General features: G+C 68.3%; 13 protein-coding genes and 1 tRNA gene. 11 read left to right on the top strand and 3 right to left on the bottom strand.

The genetic code is table 11. The features are described 5' to 3' along the window. The coding region (locus tag VGZ32_RS28025; RefSeq protein WP_326889241.1) for a glycosyl hydrolase family 18 protein at nt 1–1,962 on the top strand (1,962 nt) is incomplete at its 5' end. Between the two features lie 16 nt (nt 1,963–1,978). Here VGZ32_RS28025 and VGZ32_RS28030 read toward each other — a convergent pair. The 3 genes from VGZ32_RS28030 to VGZ32_RS28040 form a co-directional block, all read right to left on the bottom strand. Next, nucleotides 1,979–2,884: a hypothetical protein gene (locus tag VGZ32_RS28030; protein WP_326889242.1), complete on the bottom strand. Its 906-nt coding sequence runs from the start codon at nt 2,882–2,884 to the stop codon at nt 1,979–1,981. A gap of 144 nt (nt 2,885–3,028) precedes the next feature. Beyond that, a complete protein-coding gene (locus VGZ32_RS28035; protein WP_326889243.1) occupies nt 3,029–3,475 on the bottom strand; it encodes a hypothetical protein in 447 nt (148 codons plus the stop codon). A 172-nt stretch (nt 3,476–3,647) separates the two neighbouring features. Beyond that, nucleotides 3,648–3,720, bottom strand: a tRNA-Arg gene (locus VGZ32_RS28040). Between the two features lie 267 nt (nt 3,721–3,987). On the opposite strand from VGZ32_RS28040, the gene VGZ32_RS28045 reads away from it, so the two are divergent. The 10 genes from VGZ32_RS28045 (at nt 3,988) to VGZ32_RS28090 (ending at nt 17,918) form a co-directional block, all read left to right on the top strand. Then, nucleotides 3,988–5,652, top strand: a complete 1,665-nt coding sequence (locus VGZ32_RS28045) for a GTPase (protein WP_326889244.1) — start codon at nt 3,988–3,990, stop codon at nt 5,650–5,652. A gap of 19 nt (nt 5,653–5,671) precedes the next feature. Then, nucleotides 5,672–7,378, top strand: a complete 1,707-nt coding sequence (locus VGZ32_RS28050; RefSeq protein ID WP_326889245.1) for a GTP-binding protein — start codon at nt 5,672–5,674, stop codon at nt 7,376–7,378. Between the two features lie 156 nt (nt 7,379–7,534). Further along, entirely contained in the window at nt 7,535–8,011 is a 477-nt protein-coding gene (locus VGZ32_RS28055; protein WP_326889246.1) for a single-stranded DNA-binding protein, read from the top strand. A 45-nt stretch (nt 8,012–8,056) separates the two neighbouring features. Then, nucleotides 8,057–9,721, top strand: a complete 1,665-nt coding sequence (ettA, locus tag VGZ32_RS28060) for an energy-dependent translational throttle protein EttA (protein WP_326889247.1) — start codon at nt 8,057–8,059, stop codon at nt 9,719–9,721. A 10-nt stretch (nt 9,722–9,731) separates the two neighbouring features. Next, a complete protein-coding gene (locus VGZ32_RS28065; protein WP_326889248.1) occupies nt 9,732–10,292 on the top strand; it encodes an acyl-CoA thioesterase in 561 nt (186 codons plus the stop codon). After that, nucleotides 10,289–10,987, top strand: coding sequence for a hypothetical protein (locus VGZ32_RS28070; protein ID WP_326889249.1), 699 nt, complete (start codon nt 10,289–10,291; stop codon nt 10,985–10,987). The genes VGZ32_RS28065 and VGZ32_RS28070 overlap by 4 nt, the downstream gene beginning before the upstream one ends. A 922-nt stretch (nt 10,988–11,909) precedes the next feature. Next, a complete protein-coding gene (locus VGZ32_RS28075; RefSeq protein WP_326889250.1) occupies nt 11,910–12,485 on the top strand; it encodes a hypothetical protein in 576 nt (191 codons plus the stop codon). A 414-nt stretch (nt 12,486–12,899) separates the two neighbouring features. Next, nucleotides 12,900–14,162, top strand: a complete 1,263-nt coding sequence (locus VGZ32_RS28080; RefSeq protein WP_326889251.1) for a glycosyltransferase — start codon at nt 12,900–12,902, stop codon at nt 14,160–14,162. 2 nt (nt 14,163–14,164) lie between these two features. Continuing rightward, the gene (locus VGZ32_RS28085; protein WP_326889252.1) at nt 14,165–16,411 is read left to right on the top strand and encodes a right-handed parallel beta-helix repeat-containing protein; all 2,247 of its coding nucleotides are present in this window, start codon (nt 14,165–14,167) and stop codon (nt 16,409–16,411) included. Nucleotides 16,412–16,445: 34 nt separating this feature from the next. Then, complete coding sequence (locus VGZ32_RS28090) at nt 16,446–17,918, top strand: hypothetical protein (protein ID WP_326889253.1); 1,473 nt, start codon at nt 16,446–16,448, stop codon at nt 17,916–17,918. Nucleotides 17,919–17,935: the final 17 nt, after the last annotated feature.

The raw sequence follows: 17,935 nt of genomic DNA on the forward strand, positions 1-17,935 counted from the left end.
CTGCTCGGCGCCGCCACGATCACCGCCGGCCTGGCCGCGTCCGCACCCGCGGCCTCCGCGGCCACCAGCGGCGGGATCAAGGTCGCCTACTACGATCAGTGGTCGATCTACCAGAACGCCTTCTACCTCAAGAACCTCGACACCGAGGGCATCGCCGGCAAGCTCAACTATCTGATCTACGACTTCGAGAACATCGACCCGACGAACCTGACCTGCTTCGAGGCCACCAAGGCCACCGACCCCGACCCGGGCGGCGAGAGCGACCCGAACGCCGGCGACGGCGCCGAGGACCAGTTCGCCGACTACCAGAAGACCTTCGACTCCTCGATCTCGGTGGACGGCACCTCGGACGTCTACAACCAGCCGATCGCCGGGAACTTCCACCAGCTGCAGGAGCTGAAGAAGAAGTACCCGAACCTGAAGATCCTGCTCTCCCTCGGCGGCTGGACGTACTCGAAGTACTTCTCGGACGTGGCGGCCAGCGCGGCGTCCCGGCAGAAGTTCGTCTCCAGCTGCATCGGCATGTTCATCAACGGCAACATCCCGGCGGCGGGCGGCTTCGGCGGCTCCGGCACCGCGGCGAACATCTTCGACGGCTTCGACATCGATTGGGAGTACCCGGGCGCCGCCGGCCACCTGGGCAACCATTACTCCGCGGCGGACACGGCCAACTACACCCTGTTGCTTCAGGAGTTCCGCAACGAGCTGAACACCGCCGGCGCGGCCAACGGCAAGAGCTACGCGCTCACCGCCGCGGTGCCGTCTGGCCAGGACAAGATCAGCAAGATCCAGACCAACCAGATCGGCCAGTACCTGACCTTCGCCGACGTCATGACCTATGACATGTACGGCGCGTGGAACGCGACCGGCCCGGCCGACGAGCAGGACCCGCTCTACGCGAACCCGAACTCGCCCGAGTCGAAGATCGCGCCCGGGAACGAGACCTACAGCATCGACAACGCGATGCGCGCCTGGACCGCCGGAGACTCGCAATACGGCATCCCAGGCGGCTTCCCGGCGAACAAGCTCACGCTGGGACTTCCGTTCTATTACCGCGGATGGACAGGGGTGTCGGCGGGTTCGAACCACGGGCTCTACCAGGCCGCGACCGGACCATCGGCCGGAATGACGGACTCCGGCAACGTGCCAGGCGTGGCGATGTACAAGGAGATCACCAACATCGTCGCCAATTCGGCCGATACCTACTGGGACCCGCTCACCAGATCGGCCTACTTCTATGACGGCACCAACTTCTACGGCGGCGAGTCCCCGCAGTCCATCCAGGCCAGAGCCGACTACGCGCACTGCAACGGCTACGGCGGCTTCATGATGTTCTCGCTGTACGACCTGGACCCGGCGGCCACGCTGTTCAACGACGCGGTCAACGACATCAACGGCTCGGCCTCCAGTTGCACCACGCCGAGCGGATCGCCGAGTCCTAGCAGCTCGGCCTCCTCGTCGCCCTCTCCGTCACCGTCGTCGTCACCGTCGACCTCGCCCAGCGCCTCGGCCTCCGCGTCAGCATCACCCTCGCCGTCCCCGTCCGGGTCGCAGGGTGGTGGCGGCAACAAGGTCGTCAACCCCGGCTTCGAGACTGGCAGCCTGGCACCGTGGACCTGCAGCAGCATCGACTCCGTGGTGTCCAGCCCCGTCCACAGCGGCAGTCACGCGCTGCAAGGGGCGGCGAACAACTCGGACAACGCGCAGTGCAGCCAGACCATAAGCGTCAGCCCGAACACCAAGTACACGCTGAGCGGCTGGGTGGACGGGGCCTATGTCTTCATCGGCGTGAGCGGTACGGGCACGTCCGACGTGGACACCTGGACCCCGGGCACCGGCGGCGCCTACAACCAACTGTCCGTCAGCTTCACCACCGGCGCGTCGACGACCAGCGTGTCTATCTACGTGCACGGCTGGTATGGCCAGGGCACCTACTACGCGGACGACTTCTCGGTCGCCTGACGCATACGAAGGAGCCTCAGAACAGGATTAACTGACAGATATCACCGCTGCTCCCGCCGCGCGTCACATCGAGCGCGGCGGGAGTGCTGGCTGAGGGGGAGGCGGACACGGTGGGGGAGCCGAGCCCGGTCAGGTCCACCTCGTACCCCGCGGTACTTGTGGCGGTCGGCGTAGCGTCCACGGAGAGCTGAAGCCCCAGACGATAGGTAAGGCGCACGAGCGCTCCCGTGCCGAGATCCGTGTACAGGTCGATGGAGACCTTCGTCGTCCCCGCCTTCTTGAACACCATCGACGTCGACACCAGCTTCGCCAGGCTCGGGATCTGCGCCGCGTCGACGGTTCCGGTGAACTCGGTCGCCGACTTGCTGTCGACCTCGCTCGCGCCGTCCAGCCGCACCTTCTCCAGGTCTTGCAGAACCGTCCACCACATCGAATGGGGGGACGTCGCGGGCTTGACCAGGGTCAGGTCCTGCTGCGTCCAGGTCGGCTTGGGGCTTGACGGGGTGTGCCCGACCGCGCTGGTCGTGTACAACTGGTCGGCGGTCATCACCGCGCGCAGCGGAGTCTGGTTCGTCGAGCTGCCGGTCAGCACCGTCTTGGTGCCGACGAGCGCGGCGGTCCCGGTGGCCGGGTCGAGCGTCCCGGACAGCTGCTTGCTGATCTCGGTGTCCTTCGGGGAGCTGACGTCGACGCTGCTGATCGTGAGCGTTCCCGGCTGCGGCTCGCCCAGCCAGGTGCGCAGCGCCTCGACCGCCCGCGCCTCGTCAGCCGCGCTCGTATCCGAGGCCTGCGCCGCGGGTTCGGAGGGCTGCGGGCCCGCTGCGCGCCCGTTGCACGAGGCAAGCGACGACAGAAGGGCGCCACCCAGCAGGAGCGCGGCAGTTCCCGCGGTCACCCGCTTGCCCATCAAGCGTCCTCTCATCGCACCCCACCCCCACATGTTCCCCGGTCAGAAAGCGTAGCCGACCCCGCCGACGGGAGGCCGAAGCACGGTGGTCCGAAACACGGCCACGCGTCGTCGCCGTGGATGCGGTCGCCTGGATGCGGCGGACGTAGTGGTCTCGAATCAGCCCGAACACGCGGCGTAGAGGTCCGTCACATCGGTGCTGATCGGACCGAGCGCGGAGCTGATCTTCGTGGCGTCCCCGCCGGCGGCAACCCCGTTGAGCGCCGTCAGATCGGCCGACGCCTTGCGAAGCGCCTGCTCAACTGCCGAACTTCTCGACGCAGCGGATGCCTGGCCGATCCCGTCGGCCGCCGCCTTCACATCCGCGACAGCCGTGGTCGGATCGGTCACATCCACGACCAGGTTGTCGAGCAGCGTCGTGAGCGTGCTCTCTGCCGGTGCACAGCCCGGATCACTACCGACTGTGATCGGGTCCGACCCGTCGCTGGAGCTGTCGGTGGGCGCCGCATAAGTAAACGCGCCTGCCTTAGCGGGCGATGTGGACGAAGCAGGCGACGTGTGACTCCCCGTCAGCGTCACGCCGAGCACGACCCCCAAAACCACCACGACGCCGCCGACCGAAAGCAAAACGGTCCGCGTCCGAAACCGGGCGCGCCCGCCCGCGGATGGCTCGATCACAACCGTCGCGTCATCGTCCGGCGCACGGTCTCTCGGCTCCTCGGCCTCGCCAGTCACGGATCCCCCCGGACGAACAATTGCGGCTACGGGTGGTACAGGGCGCCCCCAGCAGGACTCGAACCTGCGACCAAGCGCTTAGAAGGCGCCTGCTCTATCCACTGAGCTATGGGGGCAGCGGAAACCAGGGTAGTAGACGCCGTCGCCCCTGCGCCCTAGCACGCTTCAGTGCGCGTCCGTGGCCAGTTTCGGCCGAATTCGGGGGCGGACGGCGGCATTCGCGGCAAAACGCTCCATGACGGCGGTCGGCCTTGATAGCGTCTGGGACAGGAGAAGCGCGGATCGAGCGGACCGATCCGCTGCGAATCCGCAACCCAGAAGTTATCGAACAATACCGACCCCGGTGTTCCCTTGTCCCCAGGGGCTGCGGCATGCTCACGGCTGTGACGATCACAGGCCCGGACGCGGACCTGCTGGGCGCCGTCGGGGCGCTCCGCGACGCTGTCGCCGCCCCGCGGTTGCCTTTGGCCGCCGATGGTGTCATTGGCGTGCGACGGACCCAGGCCGATCTGGTTCGCAAGCTGGACGATTACCTCATACCGCGGCTGCGGCGCCCTGAGGGCCCGGTGCACGTCGTGGTCGGCGGCTCGACCGGGGTCGGCAAGTCCACGCTGGTCAACTCGCTGCTGCGGCAGGAGGTCAGCAAGGCCGGTGTGCTGCGGCCGACCACCCGTTCCGCGGTTTTGTGCGTCAATCCGATGGACGTGGCGGCGGTGACCGGCCCGGAGCGGCTGCTGCCGGCGTTCCTGCGCGCTCCCGGCCCGACGGTGCGGCCCGATGCGTTCACCCTCGCCCCGCACCCGACCGTTCCGGCAGGCATCGCGTTGATCGACACCCCGGACGTCAACTCCGTGGTCGCCGCCAACCGGGATGCCGGGGAGCGGCTGTTGGGTGCCGCGGACGCGTGGTTGCTGGTCACGACTGCCGAGCGGTACGCCGATGCGGTGCCGTGGCGGCTGCTGCAGGCGGCGCGGGAGCGCCGGGTAACTGTGGCGATCGTGCTCAACCGAGTCCCGCCGGAGAGCATGCGCGAGGTACGCGAGGCGGGGCAGGCGCTGCTGGCGGTCAACGGGCTGGGCGATCTGCCGATGTTCACGGTCCCGGAGTCGGTGCTGACCGGGGGCCTGCTGCCGGAGTACCTGCTCGACCCGCTGATGACCTGGTTGCGCTCGACGGCGCACGACCCGGCGATGCGACAAGCCACGATCGCGGCGACGGTCAACGGGCTGTTTGACGATCTGCCGCGGCGGCTGGGCGCGCTGGCCGACGGGCTCTCGGCGCAGACCGAGGCCGCAGACCGGCTGCGGATCCAGGCCGACCTGGCGTATTCCGCCGAGCGCGCCGCCCTTCACGACGCGATCGCGCAGGGCGAACTGCTGCGCGGCGCACCGCTGCTGGAATGGCAGGCGACGATCTCGCCGGACCGGGCGGCCACGTTGTTCACGCCTGGTGACCCCGCCTCGACCACCGCCCGCAGGCTGCTTTTGGGCGCCGCCGCCGATCAGGTGGCCGCCGCCGCGTCGCGCGCTGCGGACCAGGTTGCCGAAGCGTGGCGCGTGGCGCTGGCTGACGAGGAGACGCAATCGGCGATTGTCGTCCCGGGCACCCGCGCCGGCGCCGTGCCCCCGGAGCTGGAGGAGTGGGCCGAGGCGCTCAGCGATCTGATCGGGCGTGAGCCGCGGTCCAAGCGCGCGACCGACAGTGGTCGTTTCTTCGCTGCCGGGCTCGGCGGGCCCGCCGCCGTCCTGGCCGGTGCGGTGTTCACCGGACGGCGCGGGGGACTACCGCGGCGGCGCCGGGCGATCCGCCCCTCCGAGCCGGTGAGCCCGGCCTCGGCTGCGACCCGGAAGCTGGCCGACGCGATCTTCGGCGCGGACGACGCGGACCAGCTGGCCCAGCTCGCCGCGACGTCGCTGGACACGGCGCTGGGCGCGCTGTTCGACCGGCTCGCTTTCCGCCACCACCGCGCGCTGGCCGACCTCGGCGTGGACCCGGGCGCGGGCAAGGCGCTGCTCGAAGCCGGGAACGCGGTGCAAAGAGCGCGATGACGACTGGATCGGGGCGGCGATGAAGGTCATCCGGGCCAATGAGCGGACCATAGGCGTCGGCGCCCGGTTGGACGCCCTGACCCGGCTGGTCACCGCCGCTGAAGACCGGCTGCCGTCCGCCGCCCTCGAGCCCTCGCGCGATGTGTTGCGGCGAGCGGCCGACCGATTCGGCATGTCCGCGGAGCACACCGTCGTCGTGCTCGGCGGAGCAACCGGCGTCGGCAAGTCGTCCTTGTTCAACTGCCTGGTCGGGATCGGCTTGTCACCGGTCGCGGTACGTCGCCCGACGACGACGTCGGCGATCGCGTGCGTCTGGGAGGCAGACCGGCTCGCTGAGGCCAAGCCGCTACTCGACCGGCTCGGCGTGGAGGAGCGCAGGCAGCTGACCCGCGACTCGGCGCTCGACCGCTCGGCCGTGCGTGATGCGCTCGCCGGGATGGTGCTGGTCGACCTGCCCGACCACGACTCGGCGGTGCGTGAGCACCAGGCTGAGGTCGATCATGCGGTCGCGCAGGCCGACGTGCTGATCTGGGTGACGGACCCCCAGAAGTACGCGGACGCGTCCTGGCACGACCGCTATCTCAAGGCGCTGGTCCACCACGCCGACGTGATGATGATCGTGCTCAACCAGATCGACCGGCTGCCTCAGGAGGCCGTCGCCGAGTGCGTGGCGGACCTGGCCCGGCTGGTGGAGGAGGACGGCCTGACCGGGGTGCGGGTCATCCCGGTGTCGGCGCGGACCAAGGAAGGCGTCGACGAGCTGCGCCGGGAGCTGACCGAGCGGGTCGCCGGGCGGCGCGCGGCGGCGGACCGGCTGGCCGCGGACGTAGACCGCATCGCCGAACGGCTGACACCACTCCTGCTGCCTAAGGCCAATGACGAGGAGCCGACGCAACAGCACACGGGCGACGAGCCTGCGGAGAGCGCAGTACCGGACGAGGCGCGAGCCGAAGCGATGGAGGGTCTGCGCGCCGCGGCCGGAGTCTCGAGCCTCGCCGATGCGGTCAGCAGGCGGATGGCGGCGCGGGATCAGGCCGCGGTTTCCACACCGCTGCGCGGCCTCGCGGCCTTGTGGGAACGGCGAGCGCGGCAAGCGAAGAACAGACCATCGTCCGGCCGTGGAAACGGACGCGGCGGCGACGGCGCGGCGAACTCGCGCACGCTGCGAGACCTGATCCGCCTCGCCACCGAGCCACTCGCGGCGATGCCCGGCCCGGTCCCGGTAGACCGCGCGGCGCTCGACACGGTGCTGAGCAGGCTCGGCGAAGCGATGACCGAGAAGCTGCCGGAGGATTGGGCGCGCACGCTACGGGCCCAGATCCTGGCAACGCGCAGCGTACTGGCCGATCGGATCGACACCGCCCTCGCGGCCTGCGAACTCGACGCGCGCTCCAGCGGAAGAAAATGGCCGATCCGGTTCGCCCACGCGGCACTCCTGGCGATGGCGGCTGCGGGCATCGGCCTGCTCGTCGGAGGCGGAGCCGCGGCGCCAATGTGGATCGGTGCGGTAATGATCGCGGCCGGGCTGGCGGGAACCTGGATCCTCGACGGCATGGCGAGAGCAAAGCAGCGACGTGCAGCGGCGGCGGCAGGGCAGATCGCGGTCGGCCGCCTCTCGGTCGAGCTCTCGGCCGTGGCCCAGGACACTCTCTTCGCGCCGATCAGCCTCGAACTGACGCGGTATCAAACGGCGCTCGCCGACTTCGCCGTCGTTCGCGACCACTGACCGGCGCTGCCGAGCTGTCCGCCTGCTCCACTACTCCCCTCCGTAGCAAGTTATCCACAGGCCGTCATTCCCCCTTCTCGCAGCCCTACCCAGTGTGTGATCGTTGAGGAGTCGGCGAGATCGACTCGGCCCAAGATCCGCAGCGAGGAGAGATTCATGTCCCGTACGGCAGAAGTTCATGTGACCCTGCTCGGCAGCGTCGCGTCCAGCCCTGAGTTCGCGGTATGCGGGAACGGCGCGCCACGTGCCGCGTTCCGGCTCGCCGTGCCGGAGCAGCGCTTCGACCGCACGTCCGAGCTGTGGATCACGTCGCGGATCAGTCACTACACCGTAGTGTGCTGGCGCGCCTTGGCCGAACACGTTGGATCATCACTCGGACGCGGGGATCCGGTCATCGTGACCGGACGGCAGCGGATCGTCGAGGGCGCAACGGTCGAGGTGGACGCGACCGCCGTCGGCCATGACCTGCGACGCGGTCTGAGCAGCTTCCGGACGGTCGCGCGCCACAGAGGCTCATCCGACGCTGCGCGACCGCTCGAGGTCGATCCGTTTGCCGTGCCCATCCCCGGGCCTGCGCCAGATTTTGAGCCGCTACCCGCACCGAGAGCGGAGGTTGAGCCGTCGTCCGCGTGAATTGGCGCGTCCGAGCGCACCCGCGTGGCCCACTAAGCTGTACTCATGGCGGAGTTCATCTATACCCTGCGCAAGGCCCGCAAGGCACACGGCGACAAGGTTATCCTCGACGACGTGACGCTGAGCTTCCTGCCCGGCGCGAAGATCGGCGTGGTCGGACCGAACGGTGCGGGCAAGTCCACCGTCCTGAAGATCATGGCAGGTCTGGAGCAGCCGTCCAACGGCGACGCGCTGCTCACACCGGGGTACTCCGTCGGCATCCTGCTCCAAGAGCCCTCGCTCAACGAGGAGAAGGACGTCCTCGGCAACGTCGAGGAAGGCGTCGCCGAGACCAAGGCCATGCTCGACCGGTTCAACCAGATCGCCGAGCAGATGGCGACCGACTACTCGGACGAACTGCTGGCCGAGATGGGCACGCTCCAGGAGCAGTTGGACCACCGCAACGCCTGGGACCTCGACGCTCAGCTCGAGCAGGCGATGGACGCGCTGCGCTGTCCCCCGGGCGACGCGGACGTCAAGGTCCTGTCGGGTGGTGAGCGGCGCCGGGTGGCGCTGTGCCGGCTGCTGCTCGAGCAGCCCGACCTGCTGCTGCTCGACGAGCCGACCAACCACCTCGACGCGGAGTCGGTGCTCTGGCTTGAGCAGCACCTGGCGAAGTACCCGGGCACGGTGGTGGCGATCACCCACGACCGGTACTTCCTGGACAACGTTGCGCAGTGGATCCTCGAACTCGACCGTGGCCGGGCCTATCCCTACGAGGGCAACTACTCGACCTATCTCGAGACCAAGGCCGCGCGCATGAAGGTCGAGGGGCAGAAGGACGCGAAGCGGGCGAAGCGGCTCAAGGAAGAGCTTGAGTGGGTCCGGTCCAACGCGAAGGCCCGGCAGACCAAGTCCAAGGCGCGTCTGGCTCGGTACGAGGAGATGGCCGCCGAGGCGGAGAAGACCAGGAAGCTGGACTTCGAGGAGATCCAGATCCCGCCGGGTCCGCGCCTGGGCAGCGTCGTGGTCGAGACCGAGAAGCTGAGCAAGGGATTCGGTGAGCGGCTGCTGATCGACGACCTCTCGTTCACCCTGCCGCGCAACGGCATCGTCGGTGTGGTCGGGCCCAACGGCGCGGGTAAGACCACCTTGTTCAAGACCATCGTCGGATTCGAGAAGGCGGACTCGGGCTCGGTGCGGGTCGGCGAGACGGTGAAGATCGCCTATGTCGACCAGAACCGCGCCGGGATCGACCCGAAGAAGACGCTGTGGGAAGTGGTCTCCGACGGGCTGGACTACATCCACGTCGGCCAGGTGGAAATGCCGTCTCGGGCATACGTCTCGGCGTTCGGCTTCAAGGGCCCGGACCAGCAGAAGCCCGCGGGCGTGCTGTCCGGCGGCGAGCGCAACCGGCTGAACCTGGCGCTGACGCTGAAGCAGGGCGGCAACTTGCTCCTGCTCGACGAGCCGACCAACGACCTCGACGTCGAGACCCTGTCTTCGCTGGAGAACGCGTTGCTCGAATTCCCGGGCTGCGCGGTCGTCGTCTCCCACGACCGGTGGTTCCTGGACCGGGTCGCGACCCACATCCTCGCCTACGAGGGCGAGTCGAAGTGGTTCTGGTTCGAGGGCAACTTCGAGTCCTACGAGAAGAACAAGGTCGAGCGACTCGGGCCTGACGCGGCGCGCCCGCACCGGGTGACCTACCGCAAGCTGACCCGGGGCTAGCCGCGTGGGCATGGCGAATGAGCAGGTGAGCGGCGCCGCGGCGGCACCTGACGGGTTTGGTGCCGGTGGAGTGGGCACAGGTGGGACGGCCAATGGTCAGCGGCATGTCTATCTCTGCGCGCTGCGCTGGAGCGACATGGACTCGTATGGCCACGTGAACAACATGATCTATCTGCAGTATCTCGAGCAGGCCCGGGTCGACTGGATGGTCTCCACCGCCAATCGAGCAGGGGTCTACGAGTTCGAACTCGGCACCGTCGTGGCCCGGCACACGATCGAATACAAGCGCCCGCTCGTCTACCGCCCTGAGCCGGTCCGCGTGGAGACCTGGGTGACCGAGATCGGCCACGGTTCTTTCACCGTGGCCTACGAGGTCAAGGACGACGACTACGTGTACGCCACCGCCGAATCCACGCTCGTGCCGTTCGACTTGAGGGAGAGTCGGCTGCGACGCCTCACTCCGACCGAGCGTGTCTACCTCGAGCAGTACCTGATAAAGAAACCCGAGCGCGCTGGCCTCCCGCCGGGAGCGGCGAGGTTCGGCCTCGGAGTACCTGCTACCGACCGATGACCGGGTACCGCTTCGCCGACGCTGCGGATGGACTCGCGCTCGGGGCGTTTCTGGAGCGCTTGCTCGCGCTGGACAAGGCTGCCGCAGTCCGGTTAGTCGGCGTCGGTCCAGTCGCCGCCGCGTACGGCGCACCGCCGCTGCACGGCTCGGCATCGCGCGGCGTGACGGTGCTCGTCGTCCGGACCGCGGCGTTGGCGCCGGACTCGCCACCGTTCGACCGGACGGTCGTGGCCGGGCAGCTGCTCAACGCGATCAGCGCGGACTCGCACGACTTCACACTGCCTGAGGCGCTGCTCGGCGGCCCGTCGTGGGCGGGTCTCCTGCCGCCGCGCACCGGGTGGCAACCGCTCGGCGAGATGATGGTCCGTCAGCTGTCCGAGGCGGTGGCGCAGGGTAACGCGGACTTCCGCTTCGGTGCTCTGGGCCGGGACCGCGCCGGCCTCGACGCGCTGGCCGAGGAGATCTGGACGCGCGAATTTCCGCTCGGACTGCGCTGGCGCGCGGCACACGCGGCCTCGGTCATGGGCTTCCTTGGCCCCGAGACGACGAACGGCGGCGCGGCCGCTAGGGTCGCGAGGGTCGCGGCGCACAATCGCTGGCTCCGTCTCGATGCCCCGTTCGGAACGGTGATCGAGCGTACGACCGGGAACGAGGCAGCGGAGCCGACGCGGGAAACCCGAAACGGACACCGCTGACCCGAGACGGCTGGGGCGCGCATGAACTGCCGTGCGTCCTGGCTGCATTTGTCCCAGCAGCGTGGCTGACGGCCTGTTGACGCAAGGCGACCGCCCGTTTTGCAGGCCGCGAGCAGCTTGGCTGGCGGCGTGCCTGCGGCTACCGTCGCAGGCAACAGTGCTTGACGGTCCGCCGATTTGAGACGACCGCCCGTCTTGCGGGCTACGAGCGGCTTGGCAGATGGTTGGTGGCGCGGGTGACGGTGGCTGACGGTCCGCTGATCAAGAGGACTGCCCGTTTTGCGGCTCTGAGCGACTTGGCTGGTCGTCGGTGGCGTGGGTGCGCGTGCCTGCGGCTGCCGTCGCAGGCAACAGTGCTTGACGGCCCGCCGACTTAAGACGACCGCCCGTCTTGCCGCCCGTGAGCGGCTTGGTGAGCGGTTGGTGGCGTGGGCGTGCGTGACTGTCGGCGCTGTCGTGGGTGACAGTGGCTGGCGGTCCGCCGACTTAAGACGACCGCCCGTTTTGTGGGCTGCGACCGGCTTGGCGGGTGGTTGGTGGCGTGAGTATGCGCGGCTGCTGCCCTGTCGCGGGCGACGGTGTCTGAGGCCCGCGCTCAAGACGACCGCCCGTCTTGAGCTCTTTGTGGCACTCAGCCGGGTGGTGCGCGATGGTCCGGTATCCCTTACTTTAGGCAGCTACGCGACGAGTGCGGCCACTGCCTTGTCTCAAATCTGGAACAGACACGCGATCGTCATCTCGGGCTGCCAGAATGCGTTTGCACCTGCACGCTGCTCCATCGTTGCACCCTTGGGGGGTCATCCCGTTGTCACGTCCTCGTGCTCGCCCTCGCGCCCGGCTGCGGCTGGTCGGCGCGGCGGCGGCCCTCGCGCTCGGCCTTTGTGCCGCGAGTGGCTGCAGCTCCGAGCCGACCCTCCCGTCCGTGGCCTTTCCGAGTGCGACGTCGGCGCCTTCGATCGGGACGGTCGTCCAGGTCACGCCGGCGGCGACGTTCACCGGCTACGCTCCACCGCTCAACGCGATCACGGTTCGGTTCTCCAACATCGCTTCCGGCGCCACATTGACCTTCCCGATGACGAACCCGGTGACCTTCACCCTGACCCTCGTCAACACCACCTCCTTTTCCTTCCAGAATGTCCAGCCGTTGGTCGTCCTGGGCTTGTGTACCTGCAACCCGACGCACTACAACATCAGCCCCCGGGTGCAGATGCAGTACTGGGACGTGAAGACCAACGCCTGGCTGAACATGGCGGCCGGCGTGATGGGGACCGGCATGACCTACAGCTACGCCCCGCAGACCAGTCCGATCAACCTCGGCTCGCACGCCACGATCAGCTACAACTACCGGATGACGCTGCAAACGACCAAGCGCGAGCCTGGACTCGTCAACGGATCCGGAAGCCTCACCGCGTATATTCTCCAGATGCCACAGCGCTCCCGATTGAGCGTCGGCCTCGATCCGGATGCGTCAGTTCCCCTGACGTACACATTCAAGTGACACGGATAACACTTCCGCCCGGAATGCTACATGTCTGTCACAACTACGGCGATCTTCGCACGGTTGAACTGACATCCACTACTATCGACACCGCACGACAGCTGGAATCAGATCACGGAAATACCGCACCACTGTAAGTCGAGAAGCATCTGGTCAGTCTGCCTGAGGTGCTGTGGCCTTAGGGGGGAGTCTGGCCGAACCGGCGCCCCGACGTGGGTATTCCGCGCTGCGATTCGGCTTGTCACCGCTGTCCGGGACCTGCCAACGCGAGCACATCGCGCTATTTCGTGCTGCGCTCTGCCAAACGGTCGCCGGCCTTTCCGGATTTTCCAGAGGCGTATCGACGTGATCCGACCGGGTGACCGGCGGAAACCTCTGTGCTCGAGTATTCACAAATCAGAACAAGGATTCTGTATGTCAGTGGCCTCGGTTATTCACGATTTCAGTCATTGGACGGGGACCTTTGTCGCCGGCGGTTACTGGCGGCAGATCATCCCACTCGGGATCGCTGGCGTCCTCGTCTGGTCGCTGTGGATCTTCCGGGCCATCTCGTCCCGGTTCTACCAGCCGGTGGTCAACGAGTTCCGGATATCCACCTCCGTCATCGTCCCGTCCTACCGGGAAGACCCGAAGATCCTGCTGCGCTGCCTGGAGTCCTGGCGTTCGCAGAACCCCGGCGAGATCATCGTCGTGGTCGACGTCGACGACGTGGACTGCCAGCGGGAGCTGGCCGAGGTCGACGACCCGCGGCTGAAGGTCATCGTCTTCAAGCACCACGGCAAGCGGTCCGCGCTCGGCGTCGGGATCCGCGCCGCGGTCAACGACATCCTCGTGTTCTGCGACTCCGACACCGCCTGGGAGCCGGGCCTGCTCGACGCGGTCCAGATGCCCTTCGTCGACCCGGTGGTCGGCGGCGTCGGCACCCAGCAGAACGTCTACCAGCGGCACACCAGCATCTGGCGCCGGATCGCCGACTGGCTGGTGAACCTGCGCTACTACGACTACGTCCCGGCGATGAGCCGCAAGGGTGGCGTGATCTGCCTGTCCGGCCGCACCGCCGCCTACCGCCGCTCGGTGATCCTGCCGGTGGTCAAGAACCTCGAGGACGAATTCTTCCTCGGCCGCCGCTGCGTCGCCGGCGACGACGGCCGGATGACCTGGCTGACCCTCGCCTCCGGATACAAGACGGTGCACCAGTCCAACGCCCGCGCGGTCTCGATGTTCCCCTCCTCGCTGCGCGCCTTCATGCGCCAGCGCATCCGCTGGAGCCGCAACTCGTACCGCTGCTATCTCACCGCCCTGTGGAAGGGCTGGCTCTGGCGCACCAGCATGATCTCCCGCATCACCGTTCTGCAGATCCTGCTCACCCCGGTCACGATGGGCCTGACCATCGGCTACCTGGTGTTCAACCGCCTGGACGGAACGACGAGGGCGTACGTCTTCGCCGCGATCTGGCTGCTGGTCGGCCGCGGCATCCGCGGCTACTCGCATCTGCGGCGGCACCCGGGCGAGATCCTGCTGCTGCCGATCACGGCGCTCGTGGTCGTCTGCATCTCGCTGCCGATCAAGCTGTACGCGTTCCTCACCATGAACAAGCAGGGATGGCTCACCCGCACCGAGGACAGCCTCGGCGGCGACGGTCAGAACGCCAGCACTCTCCGGGAGCAGGTGGCCTAGGCATGAGCAACGCATCGACCCTCAGCCGGCCGACGGCCGTCCGCCGACTCGCCGCCTCCGCCGTCGCGGGGCTGGCGTTCGCGTTGCTGGCCGGCACCTTCGCCGCGCCGGGAGCGGCCGCCGACAGCGGCACGACCGCCAACGCCGGCGGCTTCGCGTTCCCGGTGGACTCCAGCGCCGACCACACCGTGCCCACCCCGCCGACGATCACCAACGACGAGGCGAGCACCGAGGCCTCGGCGGTGGTCGCGGAGGACCGCCGGCTGATCGAGATACGCGCGACCGCGGGCTCGGCGAAGAAGGGCGGCACCGAGTGGAAGTCGCCCTTCCGCCTCGCCACCGGCTCGGGCTACACCCTGGTGCTGACCCCGCGTACGGCCCCTTACACCGTTGACGACCTGCTGCAGCTGGCCCCGTCCACGTTCCTGCTCCAGTCCGACGGCTCGTACCTGCTGCTCGAGAACATCTACGTCGAGCGCGGCGCCACTCTCCAGCTCTCCCGCCCCGGCGGCCTGAAGCTGCGCATGGCCAGCAACGAGAACGGCTTCGTCAGCATCGTCACCTTCGGCGGCGACCTGATCATGACCGGCACCCCCGACGCGCGGATGACGGTCACCAGCTGGGACCCGCGCACCGCCCAGCCGATGACCGACCCGACCCACGGTCGCGCCTACATCCGGGCCATCGGCGGCACCTTCACCATGAGCTACGTCGACGTGATCGACCTCGGCTTCTGGAGCGGCCGCACCGGCGGCATCGGTCTGACCGGCACCACCCGTCCGGCCACCGGCTCGACCACCGGTCCGAACGTCTACACCGGCGCGCACGGCAAGACCGCGCAGAAGATCCAGAAACTGCAGAAGCCGACCGGGCCGGCTCAGTCGCCCAACAGCAGCACCCTCGGCAGCAACGGCGTGACCAGCCAGCCCGCCGGACCGCTGGGCACCCCAGACTCGCAGTTCAGCGTGCCGGGCCTGTCCTACGTCTCGACCCAGATCGACCACGACACGATCACCGGCAACGCGTTCGGCCTGTTCCTGTCCGGCGCCACCGGCATCGTGATCAGCGACACGCAGGTCACCGGAAGCCTTATCGCCGGCGTGGTCCTGCACCGCTTCGCCACCCAGGCCGTGATCCAGCACGTGGACGCGAGCCACAACGACGGCGACGGCTTCATCATCTCCCGCGCCGCCCAGCAGGTGCAGATCACCAACAGCACCGCGTACTACAACGCGGGCAACGGCTTCACGGTCAACGGCCAGCCGATCTCGGTCGGACCGTCCGCCTCCGGTGAGCCGATGGGCGCCTACGGCAACAACAACGTCAACACCAGCACCTCCCAAGGCAACGGCCACTACGGCATCGAGGTCCTGGGCGGCCTGAACATCGGACTGAACAACAACACGATCGTCGGCAACCTGATGGGCATCGTGATTCGGCGCGGCGCGCAGAAGGTCACGATCTCCGGCAACAAGCTGACCCAGCAGGACCGCGAGGGCATCTCGATCCGCGACGGCGTGCAGGCGGTCACGGTGAACAACAACGTGATCCAGGGCGCGGCCACCGGCGTCTACGTCCGCAACGCCACCGCGGACATCGCCGGGAACAGCATCAGCGGCGCCTCGATCCACGGCGTCACCCTGGTCGACTCCGACGCCGGAAGCCTGGTCAACGGCAACACCATCTCCGGCATCGGCCCGGGCGCGATCGACACCAACCGCGAGCACGGCAAGGTGGACACCAGCGGCAACCAGACCTCCGGCTGGTTCAACACCACCACCCTGTGGATCCGCATCAAGGCCCTCATCCGGCCGCTGACGATCGTCTGGATCTGCCTCTTCCTGCTGATCGCCTTCTTCACGATCAAGGGCCACCGCACCCGCACCGGCAAGGGCAAGCGTCACGCGATGCGCCGCGCGAAGGTCGCCCTCGGCGCACACCCGTACGCCGACCAGGCCCCGCTGGCGATGTCGGTCATCACCTTCGAGAAGCAGAGCAACGGCCTAGTGTCCGCGGTGATGAAGCCGACCGTGGGGCCAGAGGCGGCGCCGGTGAAGGAGACCGTGCCGGCGACGAAGGAGACCGTGGCGGTCAAGGAGCCTGTGGTGGTCGCGGAGAGCGCGCCGAAGCACAGCAACGGCTTGCTGCCGGAGCAGCGCGACTTGCACACGAGCGGGATCGGCGCCGGCAGCGCGAGCAACGGCAACTCCAGCAACGACGACACCGGATCGTTCACCCGCCAATGGTGACGGACCGGCCGGCGACGGGCGTGAGGATCAGCGCGTGAGTGAGAACGACGACCAGCCGACGGTTCCGGGTGCGACCCCGGAACCGCAGCCGCCGGGGCACGAGGGGCCGATGGCCTTGCCGCCGCAGGACCCGACGCTCCAGTTCGGCGTGCCGCCCGCCGGGTTCGGCGTGCCCCCCGTCGGCGGATACGAAGCGCCGCCACCGTTCGGCGACCAGTACGGTGCGCCGCCCGCCGCCACGCCTCCCGCCGACGGCTGGCGCGGGCGGCTGCGGAGCGCCAGCGGTTTCCAGCGCGGCCTCCTCGTCGGCGTGGCGTTCGCGCTCGTCATCGGGCTCGGCGTCTGGCTGGCCAACAGCGGCGGCTCGAGCCCGGCCGCGAGCAGCGGACCGTCCGCCAATCCCAACTTCACCTTCCCCAACCCGAGCCCCGGCCAGGTCGGCGCCAACCCGAGCCCGTCCGAGACCGGCAAGAAGAAGAAGGGGAAGAGCGGCAAGACCGCCGCGGGCGGTGGCCCGATTCCGGCCTACACCCCGGGCGGACCGCAGCCGGCTGTCGTCGCGGCCGCGTCGCTGCCCGGCGTCACGTCCGCGGACCCGTCGGTCACCTGCCCGGCCGCGACGGTCAACGTGAGCACTGCGGACCAGCTGACCCAGGCGCTGGCCGCCGCCCAGCCCGGTACCGTCATCCAGCTCGCCGACGGCACCTACTCCGGCAACTTCTCCGGAACCGCCGTCGGCACAGCGGACCAGCCGGTGTTCCTGTGCGGCGGTTCGGGTGCGGTACTCGACGGTGGCAGCCGCGACACCAGCGGCGGCTATGTCTTCCACCTCGACAACGCCGCGTACTGGCGGCTGGTCGGGTTCACCGTGCAGGACGGCCAGAAGGGCGTCGTCCTGGACCACACCGACTTCACCGTGATCCAGGGCCTGACCGTCCAGCACCTCGGCGACGAGGGCATCCACCTGCGCGAGTTCAGCGACGACGACCTCGTGCTGAACAACACGGTGACCGACACCGGCTCGCTCAACCCGAAGTTCGGCGAGGGCATCTACATCGGCACCGCGCAGAGCAACTGGTGCACCTACACCGCGTGCCAGCAGGACTACAGCAACAACAACGTCATCCGCGGCAACACGATCTCGAAGACCACCGCCGAGAACGTGGACATCAAGGAGGGCACGACCGGCGGAGCGCTGATCGGCAACAGCTTCGACGGCTCCAGCTTCTCTCCGAAGGGTGCGACCGGCTGGGTCAACGCCAAGGGCAACGACTACCTGATCAAGGGCAACACCGGCCACAACTCGTCCCAGGACGGCTTCCAGACGCACCAGATCCTGTCCGGCTGGGGACAGGACAACGTGTTCGAGGGCAACACCGCGGTGGTGAACGGCCCCGGATACGGATTCCACTTCACTCCGGTCAACGGCAACGTCTGGACCTGCGACAACACCGTCCAGGGGGCCGGGGCCGGCAACGGCAACATCCCGTGTGCGGCCGCTCCGTGACCGACCGCGGGCCTGTT

The sequence above is a fragment of the Actinocrinis sp. genome, assembly GCF_035938995.1.
Taxonomy (GTDB): domain Bacteria; phylum Actinomycetota; class Actinomycetes; order Streptomycetales; family Catenulisporaceae; genus DASZGI01.